Source organism: uncultured Pelagimonas sp. (assembly GCF_947498515.1).
Taxonomy (GTDB): Bacteria; Pseudomonadota; Alphaproteobacteria; order Rhodobacterales; family Rhodobacteraceae; genus Pelagimonas.
This window is the reverse complement of sequence record NZ_CANMKO010000007.1, coordinates 54,886-71,380: the sequence shown is the minus strand read 5'-3', so window position 1 is coordinate 71,380 and position 16,495 is coordinate 54,886. Positions and strand designations below refer to the sequence as shown.

The following is a 16,495-nucleotide window of genomic DNA, read 5'->3' as shown; positions in this document are numbered from 1 at the left end:
AGCCTCGCCCCACCCACCGTCCCGCCGATGTTACGTGCGTTCAATCGCCAAGGCGATGCCCTGACCGCCGCCGATGCACATAGTGACCAAAGCTTTGGAACCACCAATCCGCTCCAGTTCATACAACGCCTTGACAGTGATGATGGCACCGGTCGCCCCGACAGGGTGACCCAACGCGATGGCCCCACCATTTGGGTTAACCTTTGACGGATCAAGCCCAAGGCCCTTGTTCACTGCAAGCGCTTGGCTGGCAAAGGCTTCGTTGCTTTCGATCACATCGAAATCGGACGCAGTTAGCCCAGTGCGCTTGAACAGGTTTTCCACAGCTGGGATCGGGCCAATGCCCATGACTTCTGGGCGCACACCGGCGTGTGCATAGCCGATAATACGGGCTCGGGGTTTCAGGCCGGCGGCATCCGCCGCACTTGCCCGCGCCAACACCAGTGCCGCAGCCCCATCGTTGATGCCGGAGGCGTTCCCAGCGGTGACAGTGCCATCTTTTTGGAAAACGGTGCGAAGCCCGGCCAGAACATCAAGCGTCGTAGCCTTGGGGTGTTCATCGGTGTCAAAGGCAACCATCTCACGCTTGCGTTTGACCTCAATCGGAACGATCTGGTCTTTGAAATACCCGGCCTCTATGGCCGCCGCAGCGCGGTTCTGGCTTTCCAGTGCAAAGGCGTCTTGCTGATCTCGGGTGATGTCATGTTCGGCCGCAACGTTTTCCGCCGTCACACCCATGTGACCAGTGCCAAAGGGACAATTCAAAGCACCAAGCATCATGTCGAGTGTTTTGATATCGCCCATTTTGGCACCCCAGCGTTGGCTAGGTACAATGTAGGGGCTGCGCGACATGTTTTCCGCGCCACCAACCAAGGCGAAATCCGCGTCACCCAGCATCAAAGATTGAGCGCCAGAAATGATCGCCTGAACGCCCGATCCGCAAAGACGGTTTACATTCATCGCAGGAACAACGTCTGGCACGCCAGCCTGCATTGCCGCAACGCGCGACAGATACATGTCGCGGGGTTCGGTGTTGATGATATGTCCAAAAACGGTTTGTCCGATCTGAGCGGCGTCGACTCCCGCGCGTTCAATCGCCTCTTTGGCAACCGTTGCTCCGAGATCAATCGGCGTCGTGTTTGCCAAGCTGCCGCCAAATGTCCCGATTGCGGTGCGCACACCGCTTAGAATGACGATATCGTCGCTCATGTCTGTCCTCCTCACAGGTTTGAACCAATTATGCGTGCTGCGTCGCGGCATGTCAGCCACAACGTCCCGTCACAAATCCTTTGGGGCAAATGGAAATTTGAAGTAGGCTGGCGCTCTATTCAAAAAGGATACTGAGATGAGCGTTTCTCTTCAGGTGCTGTACCCCATCGGTGACGGCACAACATTCGATTACGAGTATTATTTTTCAAAGCATATGGAATTAGTTGGCGAGCATATGGGCCCGCATATTGGCAGCACCCTTGTCACGAAAGGGATTGCAGGGGGGCCAGATACTGCGGCGGGATATTACGCGATTGCGTCAATCGTCTTTGCCGATCAGGAAAAGATGGATGCGGCGATGCAAGCGGCAGGTCCGGTGATGGAAGACATCCCGAAATTTACCAATGTTCAGCCTAACATCCTAATAGGGGAGGTCGCAGGTTAACGAGTTTTCGCTAGTATCGGGCGCTATGGTATTTGTCGCGGTTAGATGCGGTTTTCACCGAGTGAGATTTGGTTTCAACAGATGGTATTATAAGCTGCAACAAGCCGCGCCACACCGATGGTTTTCCAGTAGCGCGTGCGCCGCGTTGTGGAACATGTGGCCCCGGCGACACGTCATAGGGGCGGCGTGCCACATCATGCCAAGTATCGCGTGAAGAGTTGTTTTCGGTCTGCGTCATGGTCAAAATATGCCATGACGCAGATTACAAAAGGGTTAATCCCAGATGTGGTATTGGTTAAAGATAGTTGGCAGCACAACATCCGTCTGAACATCATGTGTCGGAGTCATGCCACGCGCGTGCACAGACATAGCAGCCACCAAAAGCACTGCCATTAAGCCCAAGTTCAACATGTTGAGACCGCTACGCATCATCTTACCTTCGTCACCCAAGTCGGGTTGTTGCAAAGCCCTTATCAAGGCGCTCGGCCTCTTTCCTACAATGCGACAAAAGGGCAAATTTCTGAATTCGGTCTATTCTTGCGTTTCGGGACAAGGAAAAGCAACAAAATGATGCATTTTGAATGTTCTTTATCCAGAAATGGATTGTTCGGAGAAAGGCGTTCTTTCGTGGTTCCAAAGACGCACACTAGCTTGGTTTGATATTGCCTTGAGTTGTGGGCAGTTGATGGCGAGGCCTGAATGGCGTGATCTTTAGGTCATATACATGGTCCTCTCGACTCACTTGATTTCAAGGCCTGCTGCCGGTACACGCATCCCATGTTTCCGCTTTTCGACTTCGGCGACCGCGCGCGCCTTCGTGAACGCTTTTACGGTGCCACCTTCACGGTTCTGGCCCGACTATAATTGTACGGCGTGAAAACGCCTCCCGAAACAGCCATACCTTATAGCAAACAATACGGGAGTGGACCGAATGTCCCCCAAAACGCTCTATGACAAGATCTGGGATGCCCATGTCGTGCACGAAGATGCCGACGGCACCAGCCTTCTTTATATCGACCGTCACCTCGTTCACGAAGTGACGTCGCCGCAGGCCTTTGAAGGTCTGCGCATGGCGGGCCGCAAAGTGCGCGCGCCGGAAAAAACCATCGCAGTGCCGGATCACAACGTTCCGACAACGGCTGGACGTGAAGACCCGACCCAAATGACCGAAGAGTCACGCATTCAGGTTGATGCGCTCGACAAAAACGCCAAAGAATTTGGTGTGCACTACTACCCTGTGTCCGATGTACGCCAGGGGATCGTCCACATTGTTGGTCCAGAGCAAGGGTGGACCCTTCCGGGCATGACCGTTGTTTGTGGTGATAGCCACACCGCGACCCACGGTGCCTTTGGTGCGCTGGCCCATGGGATTGGCACGTCTGAGGTTGAGCACGTTCTGGCCACCCAGACGCTGATCCAGCAAAAGTCCAAGAACATGAAGGTTGAGATCACCGGCAAGTTGAAGCCCGGCGTCACGGCCAAGGACATCACGCTCGCCGTGATCGGTGAAACCGGAACCGGCGGCGGCACTGGCTACGTCATCGAGTATTGCGGCGAGGCAATCCGCGATCTGACGATGGAAGGTCGCATGACTGTCTGCAACATGGCTATCGAAGGCGGTGCCCGCGCCGGTTTGATTGCACCTGATGAGAAGACTTTTGAGTACGTCAAAGGCCGTCCTCACGCCCCCAAAGGTGCCCAGTTTGAGGCCGCCTTGGACTGGTGGAAAACACTCTTCACCGACGAAGGTGCGCATTTCGACAAGGTCGTCACCCTGAAAGGTGAAGACATTCAGCCGGTTGTTACCTGGGGCACTTCGCCCGAGGACGTGCTGCCAATCACAGGTGTTGTCCCCAACCCCGAAGACTTTGAAGGCGGCAAAGTCGAAGCGGCGCGCCGTTCGATCGAATATATGGGCCTGACACCTGGTCAGAAACTGACCGACATTGAAATCGACACGGTGTTTATCGGGTCGTGCACCAACGGTCGTATCGAAGATTTCCGGGCCGTGGCCGAAGTAGTCAAAGGCAAGAAGATCAAAGAAGGTATGCGGGCGATGATCGTTCCGGGGTCGGGCCTTGTCCGCGCACAGGCTGAAGAAGAAGGCCTTGCCGATATCTTCCGCGAAGCCGGTTTCGAATGGCGCCTTGCAGGCTGTTCAATGTGCCTTGCGATGAACCCAGATCAGTTGGCTGAGAACGAGCGCTGTGCCTCGACCTCGAACCGTAACTTTGAAGGGCGTCAGGGCTACAAAGGCCGGACCCATCTTGTTTCTCCGGGCATGGCCGCGGCCGCGGCGCTCACCGGTAAACTCACCGACGTTCGGGAGATGATCTAATGGAAAAGTTTGAAACCATCACCGGTGTTGCGGCCCCTATGCCGCTTGTTAATATCGACACCGATATGATCATCCCCAAGATTTTCCTAAAGTCGATCCAGCGGACCGGCTTTGGCGTTAATCTGTTTGATGAGATGCGCTACAACCGTGACGGCACTGAGATCGCGGATTTCGTTCTGAACAAGCCGCAATATCGCGAAGCCGAGATTTTGGTTGCTGGCGATAACTTTGGCTGTGGATCGTCGCGTGAACACGCACCATGGGCCATCAAAGATTTTGGCATCAAATGCGTTATCTCCACGTCGTTTGCCGACATCTTTTTCAACAACTGTTTCAAAAATGGCATCCTGCCGATAGTCTTGCCGCAGGAGCAAGTCGATGTGTTGATGAAAGACGCGGAAAAAGGCCAAAACGCCCGTATGACCGTGGATCTCGCAGCGCAAACTGTGACCACCTCTGATGGCGAAGCGATCCCGTTTGAAGTGGATGCGTTCAAGAAGCATTGCCTACTGAACGGTCTTGATGACATTGGTTTGTCGCTCGAAAAGGTCGCCTCGATCGACAGCTTCGAAGAGAAAGCAGCACAGGCGCGCCCTTGGGTTTAACTCGACCGATTTGGTAATCTCAGAAACCCGGTCCAATTTGGGCCGGGTTTTTTGATGTCCAGCCCAAGTCGTTAGTTTGGGGCACCGATTTCCGACCCGCTTGTGCCGCGCATGCCGACCTCCCCAAGATATTGCGATTTTCCAGTAGGTTGTAAGCATCTCTTAATAAAGATGATGCATTCTCGCACCAGTTGCTTTGCGAAGTTGCCGCAAAATCGGGCTCAAACCCATCGGCAGGTTGTCGCCGAATCCGAACTGGGGCAAAACTAAGGCAACAATGAGGCAGACCGTCACAAACGACGGCATCGGGATGGAACAAGGAAACGGCATCGTATCGTTTTCGTCCGGACTGAAAGGGCAGATTAAGTGATCAAACGTATGTTCGGCGCAGCCGTTCGGGCGACTTTTGTGGCATCGGTGTTTTCGTTGCCCGCAATTTTATTGCCCGACACATCGGCCGACACGGTCCAAATGGTCGTGTTGCTGTCGCTGGTTGCGGCCTTGTTGGTCTTTGTCGAATATAGTTCGGAATACCCGAGCCTGATCGAGTTCAGAGATGCCCCGCCTTTTAACCGCATTCGCTTTCTGGCTTTATTCCTGACGGTTCTCATGCTGTCACTGATTGCTCGCGGGCAGGTGGTGCCAACGACCTTAAGTGTATCTTTGACTGCTTTGGGTGATGCCGTCGGCCATGCTATGGATTTCCCGTTTTCACCGGTTCGGCTGATGCTGCTTTTGGCGCCAGACGGGGCGACGCCACCTGAACTAGATCAAATTCGCATGCATGCTGGGTTTTCCTATTTGACTTCGTTGCTGATGCTTTTGGTTTTTGTGGCTCTGGTCCGGGTGATGGACTGGCCTCTCGGCCATGGGGCCTTTAATTTCTGGGTAAATCTCCCGTTGTTTGACCCAACAGCGGGTGGCGATGTGCTCCGCAGGTTAAAAAGAGATAGTCACGTTAACGTGGCTTTAGGCTTTCTGCTGCCATTCCTAATACCAGCGGTCCTCAAAGCCGCTTCGGTCTTTGCTGTGTCATTGTCTTTGACCGATCCGCAAACGTTGATCTGGACAATGAGCGCATGGGCCTTCTTGCCGGTAAGTTTGATCATGCGGGGTGTCGCCTTGATGCGCATCGCCGATCTGATCGAAGAAAAGCGCAGGCGCGCTTATGCGCAGGCCGAATTGCAGGTGGCCTAATCCTGCTTGCCAGCTACTTGTTGGTTGCCGCCGCCGCCGTCGCAGACCCAATTCGAATAGCAACTTGGCATGGGGATTTTAGCCGCAAGGGGCCGGGTCTCATGCTTCGGGAACTGGTTGGCGATGAACCGGTGGCAGGAATAGAAACGATTGTTCAGGCACAACCCGACATTCTGCATCTCACCAACATTGATTTTGATGCCGGGCTTGTGACGCTCAAGGCGCTACAAATGCAGTTGGCAGACAGAGGGTTGTCGCTAGACCATAGTTTTGCCCGCAAACCAAACACTGGTATGTCAACAGGTTTAGACATCGATGGCGACGGCCGTCGGGGCGGTCCGCGCGACGCACAAGGATTCGGGTATTTTTCCGGTCAGGGTGGGCAGGCGGTTTTGTCTCGCTTTCCGCTGGAGCTAACCGCTGACAAGTCCGATGTAACTTGGAGCGATCTGTCTCATAGTTTGATTGCACCAGACGATCCCGCTGGCAAAGTTCAACGCGTGTCATCTTCCGCTCACTGGGCTGTGACGGTGAAAGTGAATGAAAGGGCGGTCACCTTGCTGACACTTGCGGCTACTCCTCCGGTTTTCGACGGCCCTGAAGATCGAAATGGACGACGGAACCACGATGAGGTTCTGCTTTGGACATATTCCCTGGCTCAAGAGCCGGGTTTGTATAAGGCCCCGGTGGTTCTGATTGGGAACTTCAATCTAGATCCCATTCGGGGAGAAGGGATTCATGCTGCCGCAAAACAGGTCCTTTCACATCCGCGGTTGCAGGATCCCTTGCCGGATTTGCCGACCGTTGAATGGGAACGGGTTGGAGAAATGAGAGTGTCTTATGTTCTTCCAGACAAAGTTCTGGATGTCGTAGACGCCAAGGTCATGCCGTTGGAACCGACCGCAGGGCCCCACCGTCTTGTTTGGGTGGACGTGACCTTGAACTGAAAGGCGCAATGGCGTTTTGCACAGCAATGTCAGGAGCGGTTGCCACAAAATCTGGTAGCAATTTTTCAAACTCTGTTCCGTCGAGTTGATGGGGCATATCCCACAAATACCTCATCTCCAGAATGTGTTTTGCCATCGGCCAGAACGGGCGCGCAATTTGGAGCGGCAGCCAATTCATCTTTTGAGCGGATACTTTTGAATCCGTACTCAAGGAACACAAACGTGCAAGGTCATGGCCGGTAAACGTATATCCCGGAAAAGGAAGATCTAAGAATGTTGGTAGTTCGGCGCGCTTATTGCAGATTCCAACAGCGGCGCGCACCATATCGGGCAAATACGCCCACGCGTGAGGAACATCCAATGCGCCGGGGTAAGTTAGGACACCCTTGTGTAGTGAACGGGCCATCACCTTGTCGAACCAGTTTCCTGAGGCTTCTGTGTCCAGAAAGTCCCCGGCCCTTAGGATGATAGTTTGGACACCTGATTCTTTATAAGCGTCTTCTATTCTACGGCGTAACAGGCCGAGTGGATTGGTCGCCTCATGAGGAGAGCGCGCCTTCATTATTTCGGAACGTCCCTCGCCGAAAACATAAACATTCCCGGGAACAAGTACCGTTGCACCATTGGTCTTGGCGGCGGAAATCACCTGTTTCCTCAAGTTTGGCAACTGCATAGCCCAGTCCGTATAGGAGGGGTTCCATGCATTGATGATGACATCCACGCCCGTTGCGGCCAGCGCTAGGTCGTCCCTTGCACGGTCAAAAAGATGAACACGCCAGCCTGCGTTCCAAAATGCTTCGGCGGCGTGTCGACCAAATCGGCCATTGGCCCCCAAAATTAAAACCGTTCCCATTGTTATGACCTCATTTTCCTGTCGCTGCCCAAGGGTGACCCATTCATTTTAAATAGGGAATTGCCAATTTTTGCATTGCATGTATTCATCACTGAATGGATGCGGCGCTTTCAAACCTAGATTGGTCATTGATCCAATCCTTTCTCGCGGTGGCGGAAACCGGTTCTCTGTCTCAAGCGGCGCGTCGACTTGGAGTGTCCCAACCCACGGTCGGCCGCCAGATAAAACAGATCGAAGCCGATCTCGAGGTTTCCCTTTTTACGAGGCAGGCTAGGGGGTTGTCGCCTACAGATACCGGCTTGGCGCTACTGCCGCATGCACAGGCTATGGCAGATGGGTTACGTGCGCTAAGTCTCACCGCTGCGGGTCGTTCAGACAAACTGTCCGGACCTGTTCGAATAACGGCCAGTGTGTTCACCGCTCAGTATCAATTACCACCGATTTTAGCCCGATTACGCGCCGAAGAGCCGGATATTACGGTTGATCTTGTTGCTTCGGATCGAACTGAAAACCTTTTGTACAGAGAGGCAGACATTGCCGTTCGAATGTACGAACCCACTCAGCTCGACATCGTGACACGGCATTTGGGTGAACTTGAGCTTGGCATTTACGCGGCTACGACATTTCTGGATCGCGTTGGCCGCCCGCAAAGCTTTGATGAAATGCTTCAATGCGATTTGGTCGGGTATGACCAAAACGATGATATTTTGCGTGGAATGCGCGATATTGGGATAGAGGCGCAGCGAGACTGGTTCACAACACGTTGTGATCACCACACGGCCTACTGGGAGTTAATCCGAGCTGGCTGTGGTATTGGGTTTGCGCAAGTTTGTATCGGAGACGCCCATCCAGATGTAGAGCGCTTGTTTCCCGAGCTTCCTTTACCGACTTTGCCGCTATGGTTGGCGGCGCATGAGGCCGTTCGTTCTACCCCGCGAATAAAGCGTGTCTGGGATGCCCTTGCTTCCGGCCTTTTGCCCAGCGTTTCTTGACCCTGCGGGCGCTGCGGGCTAGGCCCATGGCAACTCAAAGGACAAAGGACAGCTCTCATGACCAACCCCTCGCTTCTTATCCTCCCCGGTGACGGGATTGGCCCCGAAGTTATGGCCGAAGTGCGCAAGATCATCACATGGTTTGGCGACAAGCGTGATCTGGCTTTTGACGTGAGCGAAGATCTTGTCGGCGGTGCTGCCTATGACGCGCATGGTGTGCCATTGCATGATGACACTATGGCCAAGGCGCAAGAAGCCGACGCGGTTTTGTTGGGCGCTGTTGGTGGCCCGAAATATGATGACTTGGATTTTAGCGTCAAACCAGAGCGCGGCCTTCTTCGCCTGCGCAAGGAAATGGACCTGTATTCTAATTTGCGCCCGGCCCAATGCTTTGATGCCTTGGCTGATTTTTCGTCTCTAAAGCGCGATATTGTTGCCGGTCTTGACATCATGATCGTCCGCGAACTGACCTCGGGTGTGTATTTCGGCGAACCGCGCGGTATCTTTGAAGAAGGTAACGAGCGCGTCGGTATCAACACCCAACGCTATACCGAATCCGAAATCGAACGCGCCGCCCGCAGTGCCTTTGAACTGGCCATGCGCCGCAACAAAAAGTTGTGTTCGATGGAAAAAGCCAACGTTATGGAATCGGGTATCTTGTGGCGCGAAGTGGTTAGCCGCGTTGCCGCTGACTACCCTGAGGTTGAGCTGAGCCATATGTACGCCGACAACGGTGCGATGCAGCTGGTTCGTGCGCCCAAGCAGTTTGACGTTATCCTGACTGACAACCTGTTTGGTGACATCCTGTCTGATTGCGCAGCAATGCTAACCGGATCTTTGGGCATGTTGCCGTCGGCCTCGCTCGGCGCGCCGATGGCCAATGGTCGCCCCAAAGCCATGTACGAACCGGTTCATGGTTCCGCGCCTGACATCACCGGTCAGGGCAAAGCCAACCCAATCGCTTGTATCCTCAGCTTTGCCATGGCGTTGCGCTATAGCTTTGACCAAGGGGCCGAGGCAGATCGCCTCGAAGCTGCGATCGAAAAAGTCCTGTCCGATGGCGTTCGCACCGCAGATTTGTTGGGCGAAGAGGGTGTAACCCCTGTTTCCACAAGCGAAATGGGTGACATCATCATCGCAGCATTGGATGCGAGCCTGTAAATCAGGTTTTACACAATATGATTTTTGCGGGTGCCTGTCATGGGCACCCGTTTTTTTGTGTGCGACTGGCCTTGGACCAGACAAGCAATTGAATGCCTTCGTCTCGTAATTCTCTTGCGGGGAGTAACGAGATAGCTGTAACACGTTTGCGGTAACGGTCTTGTCTAAGGTCTACCATGACTCAACAAACTGCCTCATCAAATTCGTCGCTGCATGCCGCCCTTTTGGGGTTGGCTGCCTTTGCCGTGTTTGCCACGCATGATGTGATCATCAAGCTTTTGGGAAGCAGTTATTCGGCCATTCAAATCCTGTTCTTCGGTGCTCTTTTCAGCTTTCCGATCATCAGCGTGATCATGATGCGCGATGTGCAACCGGGTACGTTGCGCCCCAACCACCCGGGCTGGATTGCTTTGCGCAGTGTGTCCGGATCGTTCGCGGCCCTTGGGGCGTTTTACGCGTTTTCGGTCCTTCCCCTTGCCCAAGTTTATGCAATTTTATTTGCGGCCCCGTTGCTGATCACGGTTCTTGCAATCCCGATTCTCGGCGAAAAGGTGCGTTTGCGCCGTGGGTTGGCTGTTTTGGCTGGGCTATGCGGGGTTATGGTTGTGCTGCGACCAGGAGGGGCGGAGTTTGGCCTTGGCCATGCTGCGGCGTTGATGTCTGCGATCACAGGTGCGCTGAACTCGATTGTTGTGCGTAAAGTTGGTGCCAGCGAGCGTACCGTTGTCATGATCCTTTATCCGATGATGACCAACTTTGTGCTGATGGCAATTGCCCTACCCTTCGTGTATCGCCCTGTTCCCATTGGTGATTTGGGTTTGCTGGCTGTTGTATCAGCGATGGTTTTAGTCGCGATGTTTCTGCTCATCATGGCGTATCAGCGTGGCGAAGCGGTTATGGTCGCGCCGATGCAGTACTCCCAAATCCTGTGGGCAGCTCTGTTTGGCGCATTGTTTTTTGACGAAGTTCCCGACACGGCCACCTTTATTGGTGCCGGAATTATTATTCTGAGCGGGCTCTACATTTTGCGCAGAGAATCCGACAGCGACGTCTCCTCCAACAAGCCAGTGCTAAGGACGCGGACCCGGATTGGATTGCCCGCCGGACCGAGGGTCGGAAGTCTGATGGATCCTTCCACGAAAGACCCAAAATAGTTCTGTAATTTCAAAGGGAAATGTCTATCCAGCAACCGGATTCGGAGTATAGCTCGGCCTGATAGAGCTCTGTCTTCGGGAGGCAGGGGCCGGGCGTTCGAAATCTCTCACTCCAACCGATTACACTTTCTGACATTAGAGCACGTCAGAGTTTGGTGATTTCGGTAAGCGGCAATAGGCGGTCCCAATCGCTGCGGTGGCAAAGCTGCGTGCCTTCGCTAATAACGGCGGCCGATGCGGCGGCGGCACCGAAACGTAGGGCTTCAGGGGGCGTTTCGCCCTGCGCCAGACCCATGACAAAACCCCCAACAAAACTATCACCGGCACCAATGGCGCTCACAACTGTTTCGTTTGATGCATTCACATGCCAAAGCCCGGTGCCGTCCGCCATCACAGACCCATCCTTGCCGCGCGCAATAATCACCAATCGTCCGGCACCACGTTGTCGCAGTTCTTCGGCGAAAGCGGCGCTTTCGGCTTGGGTTTCGAGGGCAAGGCCAGACAAGGTTTCAGCCTCATGGCTATCCATGCGCAACACAAAGGGCGCGGGTTTTGGCCCCTTTGCTTGTGCTTCCAGGTGCGCACCGGATGTATCAACCACCAGTTTGCGACCCGAGCCAAGCCGAGCACAGGCATGAGGGATGAAACCGGGTTTTGCACCGGGAGGCATGCTTCCTGACAAAACGACAAAGGCGTCTTGTGGCGCAACAGAGTCGAGTTGATCGAGCATCTGGTCCAGCTGAGCATCGGTCCAAGTTGGCCCTGCCAAAACAAACCGGTATTGTTCGCCGCTGCTCTGGTCAGTGACGGCAAAGCTGTGCCGGGTTTCGGCGGGTGCTTCGATGCGAATGGTGGCAAGCCTTTGATCCGCAAGCAATGTTTCCAATGCTTTGCCGGTATGGCCGCCCAACGCGACCAAGGCCTGTGACTGTCCACCCAATTGCATGATGGCCCGGGCCACATTGACACCACCACCACCCGGTTCCGCCGTTTCCGGACCGCAGCGCAGCTTGAGATTTGGCACCACCTGACCAACAGACGTGGCAAGATCAAGGGCAGGGTTGAGCGTAACGGTAAGAATCGCTGACATGGTAACCTCTTTGTTAACGCCAACATGCCAAGACAACCGTGCACTGGAAAGGCCAGAATCGCGCCATAGGTGTCAGGCAGAACTGGACAAACCCGTGCACGTATGAAAACACACGCGCCTGAAACATTGCCCCTGAAACCACGCCCCTGACAGGAGGCCGCCCATGACCGTTACACGATTTGCACCCTCGCCCACCGGCTATATCCACGTGGGCAATTTGCGCACCGCTCTGTTCAACTATTTGATTGCCCGCAAATCCGGCGGTCAATTCATTCTGCGTATCGACGACACCGATCCCGAACGCTCGAAAGAAGAATATGTGGATGCGATCAAGCAAGACCTAGAATGGCTGGGCCTAACATGGGATCGGATTGAGCGCCAATCGGACCGGTTAGATCGTTACGCCGATGCCGCCGACAAGCTGCGTGAGATGAGCCGGTTTTATGAGGCATTTGAGACACCGACTGAGTTGGACTTAAAGCGCAAAAAGCTTTTGAATATGCACAAGCCACCGGTCTATGACCGATCGGCTTTGGACCTGACGGATGAAGAAAAAGACGCTCTGCGCACCGAGCGTGGCAATGGCGTTTGGCGGTTCAAACTCGACCACGAGCGGATCGAATGGAACGATGGTATTCTGGGCGATGTGTCGATCGATGCGGCATCGGTGTCTGATCCGGTTCTGATCCGCGCCGATGGGCAGGTCCTTTATACCATTGCGTCTGTTTGTGACGATATGGACATGGGCGTGACCAATGTGGTGCGCGGCAATGACCACGTGACCAACACCGCGACGCAGATTCAGATGATCCGCGCGCTGGGCGGCACCCCGCCGGAATTTGCACACCACTCGTTGCTGACCGGCCCTCAGGGCGAATCGCTGTCCAAGCGGTTGGGCACGCTTGCGTTGCGCGATCTGCGTGAGCAAGGCGTCGAACCAGAGGCCCTGCTGAGCCTGATGGCACGTCTGGGGTCAAGCCAGCCGGTCGAATTGCGCATGTCACTAGAAGAGATTGCAGATGGGTTTGAAACCAAACAGTTCGGCTCGGCTCCGACCAAGTTTGATGTTCAAGACCTGTTTCCGCTGACGGCGCGCAAGCTTCATGGCTTGTCTTTGGCAGATGTCGCCGATGATGTTGCGGCGGCGGGCGTTCCGGCGGACAAAGCCGAGCTGTTCTGGAAAGTATGTCGCGAAAACATCACCGTACGCGGTGATCTTGCGGGATGGTGGAAACTCTTCAGCGAAGGGGCCGAGCCATTGGTCGCCGATGAGGACAAAGAGTTTATCGCGCAGGCAATGGCCTTGTTGCCTGAAGGTCCGTTTGACGCTGACACCTGGGGCAATTGGACCAAAACGGTCAAAGAAGCCACGGGACGTAAGGGCAAAGGTCTTTTCATGCCGCTGCGCAAAGCGATGACCGGTCAGGAACGTGGGCCGGAAATGGCCGATGTGATGCAGCTTTTGCAAAAGGTCCCTGCGCGCGCATTGGCGAGCTGAGACTCAAAGCTTCTTGGGGCTTAGCTTGGCTGAGCCCCGCTGATTTTGGGACCAAAGAAAGACAAGAGGGCGGTTCTAGGCGTCGATGATGGTGCTGCCGAATCTCGCTAGTGCACTGTCGACGGTTTGGCGCGTGGCGTCACCCAAGGTTTGCGATCTGGGGTAAATCGGTTCGCTTCGATCATTGAGGATAGGGGCTTCCCAGCCTTGGGTTGTGGAAAAGAAATGTGCCGCCCCGTCCGCGCCGAACTCTTGCAAATAGCCGTGAATGACAACGTCTAAGTAAGACAATAGGATTGGGTTCTTGGCGGTCGGAATAGACCTGCGGTGGTCGGACACCGAATAGATCGCAATCGATGATCCGGGCGCGGAATGGTCAATGTCGGAACTGGCCTCATGGCGTTCATAGGCCCGTTCCCGTTCATCTAAAACGCTCCAATCTTGACTTGGAACTGGTGCCAGCAACCCCAAAATCGCACAGTTGGCATCGCGAATCGCCGTTAGAAAACACAGATTCCGGTCGGGTGTGGCACACCAAGCTCGCGCCCAACCCGAAGCTTTGGCGGGTTGGGTCGGGGCGTATGCATGGGTGCGTTGATCAACTAAACTCCCATAACCAAAGAAATATGCATGTGTCATATCGCAAATATTTTCATTGATTGACGTAAGTCAAACCCATCTTTTCACGAGAATGTCATAACGTCGCCAACCGAAGCAGCCCGGAGTATCCGTTGTGCGCGTTACCAAAAGAACCAATATAGCTATGCGTGTGCTGATGTATTGCGCCGCAAACACTGATCGTCTTGTGACCAAATCCGAGATCGCAGCCCGTTGCAATGCATCTGAAAACCACCTCGCCCAAGTGATCAATCAGTTGGCCCAAATGGGATATTTGCATACCCAGCGCGGTCGCAACGGTGGTTTGGAACTGGGTCGCCCGGCGACTGACATCGTGATCGGTGATATTTTCCGCGCGCTTGAGGCTCCGGTGCCGATTGCTGAATGCTTTGCCGATGTTGATAACACCTGCCCTTTGACAGAGTCGTGCCGGCTGCGCAGCGCGCTGCACGATGCGTCCAACGCCTTCTATGAAACGTTGGATCCGATCACGTTGGACGCATTGGTTTGCGACAATGTCGGCCTGTTAGAGATCATGGCGCCGGAAATTCGGTGCAATGTGACGCATTCTGACGATTCTGTTGCGAAGGCTCAGGCAATCCTCTAAGAGATACCCACCATGACGGGAGAACTGGCCGAAAGGTCAGTGCCGAAGGAGCAACCGCCCCGGAAACTCTCAGGCTTCAGGACCGCCATGGGGTACACACTCTGGAGAGAGGCGCGCAAGCGTCCGCCGAAGGGATAGCGATCTCAGGCGTCAGGACAGAGGGGGCATGAGCGGCACGGATGACCCGTGTCGGTGATGCCTGACCACGCGCGCGTTGGTTCGGGGAACCAATGGGGGGCGCTTGGGCGACGTTATGGGCGACGATTTAAAAACAACCGTGCTGAATGATTTGCATGTTGGCCTTGGTGCCAAGATGGTGCCGTTTGCTGGCTATTCGATGCCGGTTCAGTACAAGGCAGGGGTCCTAAAGGAGCACCTGCACACCCGCGCGGCGGCGGGCCTTTTTGATGTCAGCCATATGGGGCAAGTGATTCTGCGCGGGCCGGATGTGGCCTTGGCGCTAGAAACCTTGGTTCCTGTCAGCGTTGCTGGCTTGGCTGAAAACCGTCAGCGATATGGCTTTTTCACAAATGATGCCGGTGGGATCGAAGACGATCTGATGATTGCCAATCGCGGTGACCACTTGTTTGTTGTGGTCAATGCGGCATGCAAAGACGCCGATATTGCGCATATGCGTGCGACGTTGGAGCCACGTGGCATCACCGTCGACCAAATCAATGATCGCTCCTTGCTTGCTTTGCAGGGGCCACAATCCGAAGCGGCTCTGGCGGCGCTGGACCCAGCGGTTGCGGGCATGAAATTCATGGATGTCGCGACGGTCGACTTGCTGGGGGCCGCCTGTTGGGTGTCGCGCTCTGGCTATACCGGCGAAGACGGATACGAAATTTCGGTGCCTAACGAGACGGCTGTGGCCTTGGCCGAGGCGTTGCTGGCCGATGAGCGTGTTGAGGCAATTGGTCTTGGTGCGCGCGATAGCCTTCGGCTTGAAGGCGGGCTTTGCCTTTATGGTCATGACATTGATACCACAACGACCCCTGTGGCGGCGCGTCTGCAATGGGCCATTCAAAAGATTCGTCGCACCGGCGGAGACCGAGAAGGCGGATTTCCCGGAGCCGATATCATCCTAAAGGAACTCGCAGAGGGCGCTGCAAACGCCCGAGTTGGATTGCGCCCCGAAGGTCGCGCCCCGATGCGCGAAGGCGTGGAATTATTTGCCGAGGCCGAGGGCGGAGATCCGATCGGCAAGGTCACATCGGGTGGCTTTGGCCCAACAGTTGGTGGCCCAGTGGCGATGGGCTATGTGCCCACAGAAAAATCAGAACCGGGAACGGTTGTGTACGGAGAATTACGTGGCAAGCGCCAACCGGTTCAGGTTGCAGCATTGCCGTTTGTTAAACCAGGCTTCAAACGCTGAATAGGGAGAGCGTGATGAAATATACCGAAGAGCATGAATGGTTGCGGGTAGAAGGTGATGTTGTTGTGGTTGGGATCACCAACCACGCGGCGGAACAGTTGGGGGATGTGGTCTTTGTGGAGCTTCCCGAGGCCGGTACCGAAGTCAGCCAAGACGAAGAGGTCGTGGTGATCGAATCGGTCAAGGCGGCGTCTGATATTCTTGCCCCGCTTGATGGCGAAATCGTCGAAGTGAACTCTCCTATCGTGGATGAGCCGAGCAAGGTGAACGAAGATCCCGAAGGCGAAGCGTGGTTCTTTAAGATGAAGCTGGAAGACATGAGCGCGCTCGACGAGCTCATGGATGAAGCGGCCTATAAGAACTTTATCGGTTGACGTAACGCGGAACTGGGGGCGCTGCCCCCACA

Annotated in this window: 18 protein-coding genes and 1 riboswitch; of the genes, 12 read left to right on the top strand and 6 right to left on the bottom strand. The window is 54.8% G+C overall.

Translation table 11 applies throughout. From position 1 onward, the window contains the following. Nucleotides 1-30 precede the first annotated feature (30 nt). A complete protein-coding gene (locus Q1A43_RS14040; RefSeq protein WP_299936162.1) occupies nt 31-1,209 on the bottom strand; it encodes an acetyl-CoA C-acyltransferase family protein in 1,179 nt (392 codons plus the stop codon). Between the two features lie 136 nt (nt 1,210-1,345). Between Q1A43_RS14040 and Q1A43_RS14035 the strand changes: the two genes are divergently transcribed. Next, nucleotides 1,346-1,654 carry an EthD family reductase gene (locus tag Q1A43_RS14035; protein WP_299921739.1) on the top strand — a complete coding sequence of 103 codons (309 nt, stop codon included), beginning with the start codon at nt 1,346-1,348 and terminating at the stop codon, nt 1,652-1,654. A gap of 10 nt (nt 1,655-1,664) precedes the next feature. Here Q1A43_RS14035 and Q1A43_RS14030 read toward each other — a convergent pair whose 3' ends face one another. Together Q1A43_RS14030 and Q1A43_RS14025 are read right to left on the bottom strand one after the other, a co-directional pair. Next, nucleotides 1,665-1,892: a hypothetical protein gene (locus tag Q1A43_RS14030; protein ID WP_299936159.1), complete on the bottom strand. Its 228-nt coding sequence runs from the start codon at nt 1,890-1,892 to the stop codon at nt 1,665-1,667. 35 nt (nt 1,893-1,927) lie between these two features. Further along, nucleotides 1,928-2,119: a hypothetical protein gene (locus Q1A43_RS14025; RefSeq protein ID WP_299936156.1), complete on the bottom strand. Its 192-nt coding sequence runs from the start codon at nt 2,117-2,119 to the stop codon at nt 1,928-1,930. A gap of 466 nt (nt 2,120-2,585) precedes the next feature. Between Q1A43_RS14025 and leuC the strand changes: the two genes are divergently transcribed. From leuC to Q1A43_RS14005, 4 genes are all read left to right on the top strand, one after another. Continuing rightward, nucleotides 2,586-3,992: a 3-isopropylmalate dehydratase large subunit gene (gene leuC, locus Q1A43_RS14020; protein WP_299921736.1), complete on the top strand. Its 1,407-nt coding sequence runs from the start codon at nt 2,586-2,588 to the stop codon at nt 3,990-3,992. Beyond that, nucleotides 3,992-4,597 carry a 3-isopropylmalate dehydratase small subunit gene (leuD, locus tag Q1A43_RS14015; protein ID WP_299936153.1) on the top strand — a complete coding sequence of 202 codons (606 nt, stop codon included), beginning with the start codon at nt 3,992-3,994 and terminating at the stop codon, nt 4,595-4,597. Before leuC ends, leuD begins: the two co-directional genes overlap by 1 nt. 366 nt (nt 4,598-4,963) lie before the next feature. Then, nucleotides 4,964-5,794 (top strand): hypothetical protein, encoded by an 831-nt coding sequence (locus Q1A43_RS14010; protein WP_299921734.1) that lies wholly within the window; start codon nt 4,964-4,966, stop codon nt 5,792-5,794. A gap of 101 nt (nt 5,795-5,895) precedes the next feature. Then, on the top strand, nt 5,896-6,741 hold the full coding sequence (locus Q1A43_RS14005) for an endonuclease/exonuclease/phosphatase family protein (RefSeq protein ID WP_299936150.1): 846 nt from the start codon (nt 5,896-5,898) through the stop codon (nt 6,739-6,741). Here the strand turns inward: Q1A43_RS14005 and Q1A43_RS14000 are convergent. Then, nucleotides 6,677-7,594 (bottom strand): epimerase, encoded by a 918-nt coding sequence (locus Q1A43_RS14000; protein ID WP_299936148.1) that lies wholly within the window; start codon nt 7,592-7,594, stop codon nt 6,677-6,679. The two genes, Q1A43_RS14005 and Q1A43_RS14000, sit on opposite strands and share 65 nt — an antisense overlap. A 95-nt stretch (nt 7,595-7,689) precedes the next feature. On the opposite strand from Q1A43_RS14000, the gene Q1A43_RS13995 reads away from it, so the two are divergent. The 3 genes from Q1A43_RS13995 to Q1A43_RS13985 all read left to right on the top strand — a co-directional run bounded on the left by Q1A43_RS13995 (nt 7,690) and on the right by Q1A43_RS13985 (nt 10,901). Then, nucleotides 7,690-8,586 carry a LysR family transcriptional regulator gene (locus Q1A43_RS13995; RefSeq protein ID WP_299936145.1) on the top strand — a complete coding sequence of 299 codons (897 nt, stop codon included), beginning with the start codon at nt 7,690-7,692 and terminating at the stop codon, nt 8,584-8,586. Nucleotides 8,587-8,643: 57 nt separating this feature from the next. Further along, nucleotides 8,644-9,747, top strand: a complete 1,104-nt coding sequence (gene leuB / locus Q1A43_RS13990) for a 3-isopropylmalate dehydrogenase (RefSeq protein WP_299921730.1) — start codon at nt 8,644-8,646, stop codon at nt 9,745-9,747. A 176-nt stretch (nt 9,748-9,923) separates the two neighbouring features. Then, the gene (locus tag Q1A43_RS13985) at nt 9,924-10,901 is read left to right on the top strand and encodes a DMT family transporter (RefSeq protein ID WP_299936143.1); all 978 of its coding nucleotides are present in this window, start codon (nt 9,924-9,926) and stop codon (nt 10,899-10,901) included. Nucleotides 10,902-11,046: 145 nt separating this feature from the next. On the opposite strand, the gene Q1A43_RS13980 is transcribed toward Q1A43_RS13985, so the two are convergent. Then, nucleotides 11,047-11,991, bottom strand: a complete 945-nt coding sequence (locus tag Q1A43_RS13980) for a 1-phosphofructokinase family hexose kinase (protein ID WP_299936141.1) — start codon at nt 11,989-11,991, stop codon at nt 11,047-11,049. A 163-nt stretch (nt 11,992-12,154) separates the two neighbouring features. Between Q1A43_RS13980 and gltX the strand changes: the two genes are divergently transcribed. Further along, on the top strand, nt 12,155-13,489 hold the full coding sequence (gene gltX, locus Q1A43_RS13975; RefSeq protein ID WP_299936139.1) for a glutamate--tRNA ligase: 1,335 nt from the start codon (nt 12,155-12,157) through the stop codon (nt 13,487-13,489). A gap of 75 nt (nt 13,490-13,564) precedes the next feature. Here the strand turns inward: gltX and Q1A43_RS13970 are convergent, their stop codons facing one another. After that, on the bottom strand, nt 13,565-14,128 hold the full coding sequence (locus Q1A43_RS13970) for a gamma-glutamylcyclotransferase family protein (RefSeq protein ID WP_299936136.1): 564 nt from the start codon (nt 14,126-14,128) through the stop codon (nt 13,565-13,567). A gap of 94 nt (nt 14,129-14,222) precedes the next feature. Between Q1A43_RS13970 and Q1A43_RS13965 the strand changes: the two genes are divergently transcribed. From Q1A43_RS13965 to gcvH, 3 genes are all read left to right on the top strand, one after another. Further along, nucleotides 14,223-14,714: an Rrf2 family transcriptional regulator gene (locus Q1A43_RS13965; protein WP_299921725.1), complete on the top strand. Its 492-nt coding sequence runs from the start codon at nt 14,223-14,225 to the stop codon at nt 14,712-14,714. Between the two features lie 6 nt (nt 14,715-14,720). Further along, a riboswitch (glycine riboswitch) is annotated at nt 14,721-14,809 on the top strand. 158 nt (nt 14,810-14,967) lie between these two features. Continuing rightward, entirely contained in the window at nt 14,968-16,089 is a 1,122-nt protein-coding gene (gene gcvT, locus Q1A43_RS13960) for a glycine cleavage system aminomethyltransferase GcvT (RefSeq protein ID WP_299936133.1), read from the top strand. Nucleotides 16,090-16,103: 14 nt separating this feature from the next. Then, complete coding sequence (gene gcvH, locus Q1A43_RS13955; protein WP_299936130.1) at nt 16,104-16,463, top strand: glycine cleavage system protein GcvH; 360 nt, start codon at nt 16,104-16,106, stop codon at nt 16,461-16,463. Nucleotides 16,464-16,495: the final 32 nt, after the last annotated feature.

Excerpts from the sequence above, each read along its gene's own strand:
- Q1A43_RS14040 (WP_299936162.1), bottom strand. The coding sequence starts at position 1,209 with ATGAGCGACGATATCGTCATTCTAAGCGGTGTGCGCACCGCAATCGGG.
- Q1A43_RS14035 (WP_299921739.1), top strand. The coding sequence starts at position 1,346 with ATGAGCGTTTCTCTTCAGGTGCTGTACCCCATCGGTGACGGCACAACA.
- Q1A43_RS14030 (WP_299936159.1), bottom strand. The coding sequence starts at position 1,892 with ATGACGCAGACCGAAAACAACTCTTCACGCGATACTTGGCATGATGTG.
- leuC (WP_299921736.1), top strand. The coding sequence starts at position 2,586 with ATGTCCCCCAAAACGCTCTATGACAAGATCTGGGATGCCCATGTCGTG.
- leuD (WP_299936153.1), top strand. The coding sequence starts at position 3,992 with ATGGAAAAGTTTGAAACCATCACCGGTGTTGCGGCCCCTATGCCGCTT.
- Q1A43_RS14005 (WP_299936150.1), top strand. The coding sequence starts at position 5,896 with ATGCTTCGGGAACTGGTTGGCGATGAACCGGTGGCAGGAATAGAAACG.
- Q1A43_RS14000 (WP_299936148.1), bottom strand. The coding sequence starts at position 7,594 with ATGGGAACGGTTTTAATTTTGGGGGCCAATGGCCGATTTGGTCGACAC.
- Q1A43_RS13995 (WP_299936145.1), top strand. The coding sequence starts at position 7,690 with ATGGATGCGGCGCTTTCAAACCTAGATTGGTCATTGATCCAATCCTTT.
- leuB (WP_299921730.1), top strand. The coding sequence starts at position 8,644 with ATGACCAACCCCTCGCTTCTTATCCTCCCCGGTGACGGGATTGGCCCC.
- Q1A43_RS13985 (WP_299936143.1), top strand. The coding sequence starts at position 9,924 with ATGACTCAACAAACTGCCTCATCAAATTCGTCGCTGCATGCCGCCCTT.
- Q1A43_RS13980 (WP_299936141.1), bottom strand. The coding sequence starts at position 11,991 with ATGTCAGCGATTCTTACCGTTACGCTCAACCCTGCCCTTGATCTTGCC.
- gltX (WP_299936139.1), top strand. The coding sequence starts at position 12,155 with ATGACCGTTACACGATTTGCACCCTCGCCCACCGGCTATATCCACGTG.
- Q1A43_RS13970 (WP_299936136.1), bottom strand. The coding sequence starts at position 14,128 with ATGACACATGCATATTTCTTTGGTTATGGGAGTTTAGTTGATCAACGC.
- gcvT (WP_299936133.1), top strand. The coding sequence starts at position 14,968 with ATGGGCGACGATTTAAAAACAACCGTGCTGAATGATTTGCATGTTGGC.
- gcvH (WP_299936130.1), top strand. The coding sequence starts at position 16,104 with ATGAAATATACCGAAGAGCATGAATGGTTGCGGGTAGAAGGTGATGTT.